The following is a 9,235-nucleotide window of genomic DNA, read 5'->3' on the forward strand; positions in this document are numbered from 1 at the left end:
CTCATAAGCAGTCGCCCAGCGGCTATAGGTCCTTGTCGAAGCGGAATGAGGCTCCGTAAGCCGAATCGGGTAAATGGTTGCTGCCATCCTCCCTCAGCCTGGACCTGAAGGTTCCACTTTGCGGTTGGGTTCTGTAGAGGCCGCGCTTCTGTAATTCCGGAATGATCAACTCTACGAAATCCTCAAGTGTGCCGGGACTGATCAATGGATTGATCATGTAGCCGCTGGTGCCGGAAATGCGCGCGTGTTCTTCGATCCGGTCGGCTACCTGTTGCGGGGTGCCCACCAGAATCAGGTCGCTGCCGCGGGTGACCTTGGCAAAACGTTGCTTCACATCCCCGGCGGTCAACGGTTTACCACTGCCATCAGGGTGCATGACATAGGACGTCAGCCCTTCGGTATGGGTCGACAGTGCATCGCTGTCGGCGTAGCGGCTGATGTCGATGCCGGTGTCACCCGCATAACTGACCAGTTGTGCCTGCAGGTGGTAGTTGCTTTGCAGCGCATCATATTTACGCTGGGCTTCAATCTCGGTTTTGGCGGTGACGATACGCAGCACGGTCAGGGACTTTACATCCTCGCGCTGGCGGCCGCGTGCCTGGGCCTTGGCCCATATGTCTTCCAGGCCCTGGCGGATTTCCTGAGGGTTGGATTTGGCGATGAAAATCAGCTCGGCGTGCTTCGCCGCGAACTCACGGCCACGCCCCGACCAGCCGGCCTGGATCAGCAGCGGTGTGCGCTGCGGTGACGGCGAGGTCAGGTGCGGGCCGGCTACCCGATAATGCTCGCCTGCGTGATTGATCGGCCGTACCCGATCACCTCGGGCATACAATTGACGAGCCTTGTCGGCAACCACGGCGTCGTCGGCCCAACTGCCTTCCCAGAGCTTGTACACCACATCGAGGAACTCTTCGGCGCGCTCATAGCGGTCATCGTGTTTGATCATCTGTTCAAGGCCGAAATTACGCGCGGCGCTGGACAGATAAGAGGTCACGATGTTCCAGCCCACCCGGCCATTGGTCAGGTGGTCCAGGGTGCTGAAACGCCGGGCATGGGTGAAGGGGTGTTCATAGCTGGTGGTGACCGTGACGCCGAACGCGAGGTTGTCCGTGACCGCGGCCAAGGCGGGAATGATCATCAGCGGGTCATTGGCCGGCGCTTCCACGGCCCATTTCATCGCCGCATCGGCATTGCCGCCAAAGACGTCGTAGAAACCCAGCACGTCGCCGAAGAACAACATGTCGAGGTTAGCCTGGTCGGCAATGCGCGCCAGGTTCGACCAATAGCCCAGGGAGTTGATTGCCAGGCGCTCGTCGGCCGGGTGCGTCCAGAGGCTCGGAGCACCGCCGCAGCCCACGCTGGCTTGTTCGTAGAGTGCAAACAACAGAGGTTTTGGGTCGGACATCATCGCTCCAGAGAAAGTAAAAGTAGTTGAAGGGGCGGATTCACCTTTGGTGCTTGAACCCTTTGCCGAAATGTTGCTCAAGGCGCACCTGGATCAGTTCCGGGCCGATGGAGAACAGCCAAGAGATGACGGCTGCGGTGGTGAGCATTTCGATATGGCGATAAGAAGATCGGCCATGCGAGTGCGCCAGAAGCGCATAGATTGAAACGTACTATAAAATCTATGTGTACTTCTTTTGTGGAATAACAAGCGTGTATCGAGCTATATCAAGTGGCTGACCTCAAACGCTCAATTTGCTGTCAAGAATCGAACCTAAGCTAATGCAAAAAAGATATTTATTAGCGGTTTTTAAGATCGTTTAGCTTCAACAGGACGCCAGGCTGAACGCGCTCAGTCAATTCACATGGGAGTGAACCATGCCGCACACACGGGACATCACCACCTTACCGACCCTGGATCTTTCATTGCTCGATGGCAGCCCGGTGCAGCGTCAGGCGTTTCTTGACGATTTGCGCCACGCCGCACGGGATGTCGGATTCCTTTACCTGACCGGCCACGGCATCGACAGCATCTTGTTGAAGCAGGTGCAGGAGCATGCCCGGCAGTTCTTTGCCCTGCCGGACCACGAGAAGGCGGCAGTTGGCATGATCAACTCGCCACATTTTCGCGGTTATAACCGTGCGGCTTCGGAGGTCACTCGCGGCAAGCCTGACCTGCGCGAGCAGTTCGATCTGGGGGCCGAGAGGGAGGCTTTGCCGCTGAACCCGAACAGCCCGCTCTGGGCGCGCCTGCAAGGCCCCAATCAATGGCCGGCCTCGCTGCCGACACTCAAACCCTTGCTGCTGGATTGGCAGCAAGCCATGACCCGCATGTCGTTGCGCCTGCTGCGCGCCTTCGCCCAGTCGCTGTCGCTGCCGCAAGAGGCGTTCGATCAGTTGTACGGCGACAAGCCCAATGAACACATCAAACTGATGCGTTATCCGGGGCGGGCGCCAGACGAAAGTCATCAAGGGGTGGGGGCTCACAAGGATTCGGGATTCCTGAGCTTCCTGCTGCAGGATCACCAGGCCGGCCTGCAAGTCGAGATCGAGGAGGGGCGCTGGATCGACGCGCCGCCTCGGGACAACACCCTGGTGGTGAACATCGGCGAATTACTGGAACTGGCCACCAACGGTTATCTGCGCGCCACGGTGCATCGGGTGCTGTCTCCACCCAAGGGCCGCGAGCGCTTGTCGATTGCGTTTTTCCTTGGTGCGCAACTGGATGCGGTGGTGCCGCTTTACCCCTTGCCCACGGCGTTACTGCGTGAAGCGCGAGGCCCGGCCAGTGATCCTGACAATCCCTTGTTTCGTGACGTGGGCTGGAACTATCTCAAGGGACGCCTGCGCTCCCATCCCGACGTTGCCCAGCGTTACTACGCCGATGCACTGATCCCCAAGGCCCTGAGTGCCTGACCCCATCACTTGATCAAGGACTATGAGCATGTTCAAACAAACAGGATTGACCCTGGCAGTGCTGGGCGGGCTGGTTGCTTCTTTCAGTGCCCTGGCCCTGGAGCCGTTGCGAGTGGCAGCGGACCCGGTACCGCATGCGCAAATTCTGGCGTACATCCAGAAGATCGACCCCCAGCTGAACCTCAAGGTCATCGAGATCCCCAATGGCGTGAACTCGAATGAGTTGCTGGTGCATGGCGACGTCGATGCCAACTACTTCCAGCACTTGCCGTACCTGAAGTCTCAGGAGYAGGCCCTTGGCAAAAAACTCGAGGTGGCTGCGACGGTGCACATCGAGCCGCTGGGGATCTATTCCCATCGGCACAAAAGCTTCGCCCAAGTGCCACAAAAAGGCACGGTAGCCGTCCCCAACAACGTCACCAATCTCAGTCGCGCCCTGTACCTGCTCCAAGACAACGGCCTGATCAAACTCAAGGCGGGATTCAATGACCCGGCCACCGATCAGGCGACGCCCAAGGACATCGCCGAGAACCCGAAACAGCTGAAGATCCTCGAAATCGAATCACCGCAGATTCCCCGCGCCCTGGATGACGTGGACCTTGCGGTGATAAATGGCAACTACGCGCTGGAAGCCGGTTTGGTGCCGGCCAAGGATGCGCTGGGGCTGGAAAAGGCCGAGCACAACCCGTACGCCAATATCCTGGTGACCACACCCACGTTGCGGGACGACCCACGGATCAAGCAACTGGCCAAAGACCTGACTTCGCCTCAGGTGGCCAAGTTCATCACTGACAACTTCTCGGGGTCGGTGATCCCGGTTACGGTGGCGGACAGCAAGCCATGATCATCGTCGAGCAGTTGAGCAAAACCTACGCGTCAGGGCAGGCTCCTGCACTGGATCAGGTGTCCTTGAGCATTCCCGATGGAGCGATCTACGGGATTCTGGGGCGCAGCGGTGCGGGTAAATCGACGCTGCTGCGTTGCCTCAATCTGCTCGAGCGCCCCAGTTCCGGGCGCATTTTTCTGGACGGCGAGGACCTGACAGCCCTTTGCGACATCGAACTGCGCCGGCAACGCCAGCGCATCGGCATGATCTTTCAAGGCTTCAACCTGCTGCACTCACGCAACGTCTTCGACAACATTGCCGTGCCTCTGGAAATCGCTCGCGTCAGTAAAGAGCAGCGTCATTCACGAGTAAGAGAGCTGCTGGATCTGGTGGGCTTGAGCGATAAAGCGCGGGCGTTTCCCTCCCAGCTGTCCGGCGGGCAGAAGCAGCGGGTGGGAATCGCCCGGGCGTTGGCGGCGCGACCGGCTTATCTACTGTCGGATGAAGCCACCAGCGCCCTGGACCCGGAAACCACGGCCTCGATTCTTGAATTGCTGCGCGACATCAATCGTCAACTGGGGCTGACCATCGTGCTGATCACCCATGAGCTGGATGTGGTCAAGTCCATTTGTGGTCACGCGGCGTTACTGGCCCACGGCCGGTTGGTCGAGGCGGGGCCTATCGCACAATTGTTGGCAAACCCGGAATCAAGTCTCGGTCGCTCACTGCAGCCGGGTTACAGCGCGCCTTTGGGCAACGATACCCTGGCCTTGGAGCTGAGCTTTTTCGACAGTCTTCTGGCCACCCCGGTGCTCAACGAATTAGTGCAGCAGCAAGGAGTCGAGGTGAACTTGCTGGCCAGTGGCGTCGAGTCCATCGGCGGGCGGCGGGTCGGGCGTTTGCGCGTGGCTCTTAGTCATCCCGGCGATAAGCTGAAATTGACTCGGGTGCTGGCCTTTCTCACGCAGCGCGGTGTCAGGGTGGAGCGCTCATGAGCCGTACCATCGACTGGAACGAGATCCTCCAACTGGTGCTCAACGCGACGGGCGAAACCCTGTACATGGTCTTGCTGGCGGGATTTTTTACCCTGCTGATCGGCTTGCCTCTGGGCGTGTTGCTGTTCATCAGCCGCAGCGGTGGTCTGTACCCGATGCCCAAGCTCAATAAAGGCCTGGGTGGCCTGGTCAATCTTGGCCGCTCGTTACCCTTCGTGGTGATGCTGATTGCCTTGATCCCGCTGACCCGGTTGATAGTCGGCACGACACTGGGCAGCACCGCCGCGGTGGTACCGATCACCATCGGCGCCTTTCCGTTCTTTGCCCGTATCGTCGAGAACGCCCTGGACGAAGTCGACAAGGGCCGGATCGAAGCCATCCTTGCCATGGGGGGAGATATTCGCCATGTGATCTTCAAGGTGCTGTTGCCCGAAGCGCTGCCCGCGTTGTTGGCGGGCATCACCTTGACCCTGGTGATGCTGATCGGATTTTCTTCCATGGCTGGCGTCATTGGTGGCGGTGGCCTGGGGGATCTGGCTATCCGCTACGGCTATCAACGCTTCAACAACCAGGTGATGGTTRCCACCGTGGTCGTGCTGGTGATCCTGGTCCAAGGCGTGCAGAGCCTCGGCGACCGCTTGGTGCGCGCTCTGGCTCATCGACGTTGAACTCGGTCAGGCCGACAATCTGATACGCGTCGTGCTTTCCATTGACTTCCATCCCTGGCGAGCCTGCCGGTATACCGGGTGCAGCTTCACGGGCAATTTCATAGCGCAAACGCAAGCCCACTTCGGTATTCGCCAAGCCCGAGCCAATGCCGCGCTGAGGGTCGTTTTTCCCGTAGAGATTCGCCTCGGCGGTCGGCTGCAAGATCAGGCGATTGGTGAGCAGAATGTCGTAGTCACCCTCGAACCGGGCGGCAGCCTGGCCGTTCTCGCCGATGTAAGCAGTCGCTTCGGTTTCGAAGTTGTAAAGGGCCATCCCCTGAATACCAAGAGCCCCCCATGTCTGCGGTGATCCGGGTTTGAAGTCCTGGCGTACGCCGGTGACGACATCCCACCATGGACCGATCGAGTGCCCCCAAAGCGCCTGGAGTTCGGCGCTCTCGGTTACGCCGTTGGTGCGTTCACCTTCCGAACGCAACCACAGGCGATCGACGTCTCCACCAATCCATCCCTTTGCATCCCAGCTCAGTGCGCTGCCGTTGTCAGCATCCTGGTACTCGAACTTATCAAGCAGGATGAAGGAGTTGAGTTTCTTGTCGTGGACGCCATGACCCGCCACCGGCGGAAAGGCGGCTGCACGATCAGCGTCGGTCAGTACGGGAATGGGGGTACGACTCGTGGTGGTCGCTCCTGAGTCCATACTCTCCATACCGTCCATTTGGCCCGGGTCCATGTTCATCTTGCTGTGATCCATGGTTCCCATCGAGCCGTGAGCCATCTCATCAGCGGCGTTGGCCACGGCAAAGAAAGCAGGACTGACGGAGACCGCCAGTGCAATCAGGGCTGGTCGTAAAAGCTTGCTGGTCATGGTCTCAAGCTGCCTTTCTGGATTTTTGCGCATAACCCGTCTCCTTTACTCATCAACCCGTACTTCACGGAACATGCCCATTTCCATATGGAACAGCAGGTGGCAGTGATAAGCCCAGCGCCCCAGGGCATCGGCGGTGACTCGGTAGCTGCGTTTGGTTCCCGGTGGCATGTCGATCGTGTGTTTGCGGACCATGAATTTGCCGTTCTCATCCTCAAGGTCACTCCACATGCCGTGGAGGTGGATGGGGTGAGTCATCATGGTGTCGTTTACCAGCGTGATGCGAAGACGCTCGCCATACTTGAGGCGCAAGGGTTCGGCATCGGAGAACTTGATGCCGTTGAACGACCATGAGAATTTCTCCATGTGACCGGTCAGATGCAGCTCAATGGTGCGATTGGGTTCGCGGCCGTCAGGATCCTGGAAGGTACTTTTCAGGTCGGAATAGGTGAGCACTCGACGGCCATTGTTGCGTAAGCCAATGCCAGGATCGTTGAGCTTCGGCGTTGGGCTCATGGCTTGCATGTCAACCAAGGGGTTGTTGGTTTCGGAGGCCGGGTGAGTCTGCATTTCTCCACCCATGCCAGCCATTCCCGACATATCACCATGGTCCATCCCGGCCATTTTGCTGTGATCCATACCGACCATGTCAGGCATGTCACTGCTGTCCATGCCGGTCATGCCGCCCTGGTCCATACCGGTCATCTTGCCGTGGTCCATTGCGGTCATGCCAGGCATGTCGCCGCCCATGCTGCCGTGATCCATGCCGGCCATACCACCCATTCCCATGTCATCCATGGTTAAAAGAGGACGGGGATCGATCGCCGGAACTGGCGCCTGCAACCCGTCGTGTACCGCCAGGGTTCCGCGTGCATAACCGGTTCGATCCATGGATTGGGCGAAGATGGTGTAAGYCTCTTGGCTGGAAGGCTCCACGATCACGTCATAGGTTTCTGCTACGGCGATGCGAAATTCATCGACGCTGACCGGGTTGACGTGTTGGCCGTCGGCAGCCACAACAGTCATTTTCAAACCCGGGATACGGACGTCGAAATAGCTCATGGCCGAGCCGTTGATGAAGCGCAGGCGCAGCTTCTCACCCGGTTTGAAAATGCCGGTCCAGTTGCCATTGGGGGCCTGGCCATTCATGAGGTAGGTGTAAGTGTCCGCACTGACGTCTGCAAGATCGGTGGGGTTCATTTTCATTTCGGCCCACATCTTCCGATCGGCCACCGCCGCGGACCAGCCTTGCTTGCTGACATCGTCGATGAAGTCGCCAACAGTCCGTTTGCGGTGGTTGTAGTAGTCAGATTGCTTCTTGAGCTTGGCCATGACACGACCAGGATCTTCATCGGTCCAGTCGGTCAGCATCACCACATAATCACGGTGGTATTGAAAGGGCTCGGGCTCTTTCGAGTCGATCACGATTGGACCGTAAACGCCGACCTGTTCCTGAAAACCCGAGTGGCTGTGGTACCAGTACGTGCCGTTCTGATGAACCTTGAATGTGTACTCGTACATGCCATCCGGTGCGATGCCATGGAAACTCAAACCGGGTACACCGTCCATGTTGGCCGGCAGGATGATCCCGTGCCAATGGATCGAAGTATCCTGGTCCAGGCGGTTTTTCACCCGCAGTGTGACCGTTTCTCCTTCGCGCCAGCGCAGCAGGGGCCCGGGCAACGTGCCGTTGATGGTMATGGCTGTGCGCGGCGAACCGGTGATGTTTACCGGCGTTTCACCAATAAACAGATCAAATTCGTTGCCGCTCAGTACGCTCGGCAGGCCCGGGCTGGTGACTGCCCAAACGGGGGGGCGCCACAGGCCAAGGCCGCCAAGAATTCCACCCGCGGCCAGGCCTTTGACGAACGTCCGCCTAGAGGTTTTGGAGTGCATGCCGTTTATGTCCAATCAATCAAAAGGGGAGCGGTGCGAAACAACCCGTGAGTTGCTCATACAGGTTGAAGGCACTCTCTCGGGAGTTCGTATTAGTCCCGGATACGTTTTGCCCGCCGTTGCCAGAGACAAATTGATACGGCAAGCGAGCCCGGAAATTGCCACATTTGAACCACCGCAGTGATTACATTTCTGTCAGCCTGGAATGCACCAGACCCTTCAGCAATTCTTGTGGTCCATCTCTTTGGTTTTGCTTTCTGCGACGGGAGGTTGGGTGCCTTGGGTTTGGACTACTTGGTACGCTTGCATTGAGTTCTGTCTGGCAGCTTCCATGCGTTCGAATACGCGATCACTGCCGCCTTCGGCCATCGCCAGAGAGGAGACAGTCAAGGCAGCGATGATCAGCAAGGTTTTTACAGATTTCTGAACATAGATCACGTCATGATGCCCGGCCTGGATGGCTGGGAAGTCCTGATTCAGGGCAAAGAGCCACTCCAAAGCTGACTGAAATGTAATCGCACGGCCCGCGTTCATGTGGCATCGTGTAGTCGCACTATAACGCTGGCGTCTTGGCCAAGTTCTCCGTGTTCAGTACGTACCAGAACGTGGAATACGCTGAGTATTCGTCTGTGTTTTTAACAAGAATCAAAAAGTAAAAACTGGATCTTCCCCCTAATCAAATCTCGAACCAACAGCTCATGCTGTGAGGAGTCTTGCGTGTCATTCCTTAAAACTACTACCGTCGCTGCTGTACTGACCGCTGGTTTGCTTCTGAGTGCAGTTGCACAAGCACATCCAAAACTTCTTTCCTCTACTCCAGCAGAAAGTTCGGACGCCGCGGCCCCTTCGAAAATTGAGCTGCACTTTTCCGAGAACCTCACGACTCAGTTCTCCGGTGCAAAACTGATCATGACCGACATGCCAGGCATGCCGAACTCTCCAATGGGCGTCAAGGCCGGCGTCGYGGGTGGCAGTGATCCGAAAACGATGGTTATTACGCCCGCATCGCCATTGACCACGGGTACTTACAAAGTCGAATGGCGTGCCGTCTCCTCGGACACTCACCCGATAACCGGCAACTTTTCTTTCAAAGTGAAATGATTGATGAGCGACTCAATAAATATCG

At 57.8% G+C, this 9,235-nt stretch carries 8 protein-coding genes and 2 pseudogenes; 5 read left to right on the forward strand and 5 right to left on the reverse strand.

All coding sequences use genetic code 11. From position 1 onward, the window contains the following. Window positions 1–22 precede the first annotated feature (22 nt). A complete protein-coding gene (locus AC1DH9_RS21310; protein WP_427538424.1) occupies window positions 23–1,405 on the reverse strand; it encodes an LLM class flavin-dependent oxidoreductase in 1,383 nt (460 codons plus the stop codon). A 40-nt stretch (window positions 1,406–1,445) separates the two neighbouring features. Next, window positions 1,446–1,595: pseudogene (locus AC1DH9_RS21315) on the reverse strand (amino acid ABC transporter permease); the annotation flags it as partial. Between the two features lie 226 nt (window positions 1,596–1,821). On the opposite strand from AC1DH9_RS21315, the gene AC1DH9_RS21320 reads away from it, so the two are divergent. From AC1DH9_RS21320 to AC1DH9_RS21335, 4 genes are read left to right on the forward strand one after another with little or no spacing between them, the layout of a single operon-like run. Further along, complete coding sequence (locus AC1DH9_RS21320; RefSeq protein ID WP_427538427.1) at window positions 1,822–2,859, forward strand: isopenicillin N synthase family dioxygenase; 1,038 nt, start codon at window positions 1,822–1,824, stop codon at window positions 2,857–2,859. A 28-nt stretch (window positions 2,860–2,887) separates the two neighbouring features. Then, window positions 2,888–3,703 carry a MetQ/NlpA family ABC transporter substrate-binding protein gene (locus AC1DH9_RS21325; RefSeq protein ID WP_477808734.1) on the forward strand — a complete coding sequence of 272 codons (816 nt, stop codon included), beginning with the start codon at window positions 2,888–2,890 and terminating at the stop codon, window positions 3,701–3,703. After that, on the forward strand, window positions 3,700–4,680 hold the full coding sequence (locus AC1DH9_RS21330) for a methionine ABC transporter ATP-binding protein (protein WP_427538433.1): 981 nt from the start codon (window positions 3,700–3,702) through the stop codon (window positions 4,678–4,680). The genes AC1DH9_RS21325 and AC1DH9_RS21330 overlap by 4 nt, the downstream gene beginning before the upstream one ends. Next, window positions 4,677–5,348, forward strand: coding sequence for a methionine ABC transporter permease (locus tag AC1DH9_RS21335; protein ID WP_477808735.1), 672 nt, complete (start codon window positions 4,677–4,679; stop codon window positions 5,346–5,348). The genes AC1DH9_RS21330 and AC1DH9_RS21335 overlap by 4 nt, the downstream gene beginning before the upstream one ends. A 70-nt stretch (window positions 5,349–5,418) precedes the next feature. On the opposite strand, the pseudogene AC1DH9_RS21340 reads toward AC1DH9_RS21335, so the two are convergent. The 3 genes and pseudogenes from AC1DH9_RS21340 to AC1DH9_RS21350 form a co-directional block, all read right to left on the reverse strand. Continuing rightward, a pseudogene (locus AC1DH9_RS21340) lies at window positions 5,419–6,246 on the reverse strand (copper resistance protein B); the annotation flags it as partial. 12 nt (window positions 6,247–6,258) lie between these two features. Further along, on the reverse strand, window positions 6,259–8,109 hold the full coding sequence (locus tag AC1DH9_RS21345) for a copper resistance system multicopper oxidase (protein WP_477808736.1): 1,851 nt from the start codon (window positions 8,107–8,109) through the stop codon (window positions 6,259–6,261). 219 nt (window positions 8,110–8,328) lie between these two features. After that, on the reverse strand, window positions 8,329–8,544 hold the full coding sequence (locus tag AC1DH9_RS21350; RefSeq protein ID WP_477808738.1) for a co-regulatory protein PtrA N-terminal domain-containing protein: 216 nt from the start codon (window positions 8,542–8,544) through the stop codon (window positions 8,329–8,331). A gap of 282 nt (window positions 8,545–8,826) precedes the next feature. Between AC1DH9_RS21350 and copC the strand changes: the two genes are divergently transcribed. Then, on the forward strand, window positions 8,827–9,210 hold the full coding sequence (copC, locus tag AC1DH9_RS21355) for a copper homeostasis periplasmic binding protein CopC (protein WP_477808737.1): 384 nt from the start codon (window positions 8,827–8,829) through the stop codon (window positions 9,208–9,210). The last annotated feature ends 25 nt before the right edge of the window (window positions 9,211–9,235 follow it).

This window comes from Pseudomonas sp. 05T35 (assembly GCF_056396605.1).

What these genes read in the sequence shown, in the direction of transcription:
- AC1DH9_RS21310 (WP_427538424.1), bottom strand. Translation starts at nt 1,405, where the DNA reads ATGTCCGACCCAAAACCTCTGTTGTTTGCACTCTACGAACAAGCCAGC.
- AC1DH9_RS21320 (WP_427538427.1), top strand. Translation starts at nt 1,822, where the DNA reads ATGCCGCACACACGGGACATCACCACCTTACCGACCCTGGATCTTTCA.
- AC1DH9_RS21330 (WP_427538433.1), top strand. Translation starts at nt 3,700, where the DNA reads ATGATCATCGTCGAGCAGTTGAGCAAAACCTACGCGTCAGGGCAGGCT.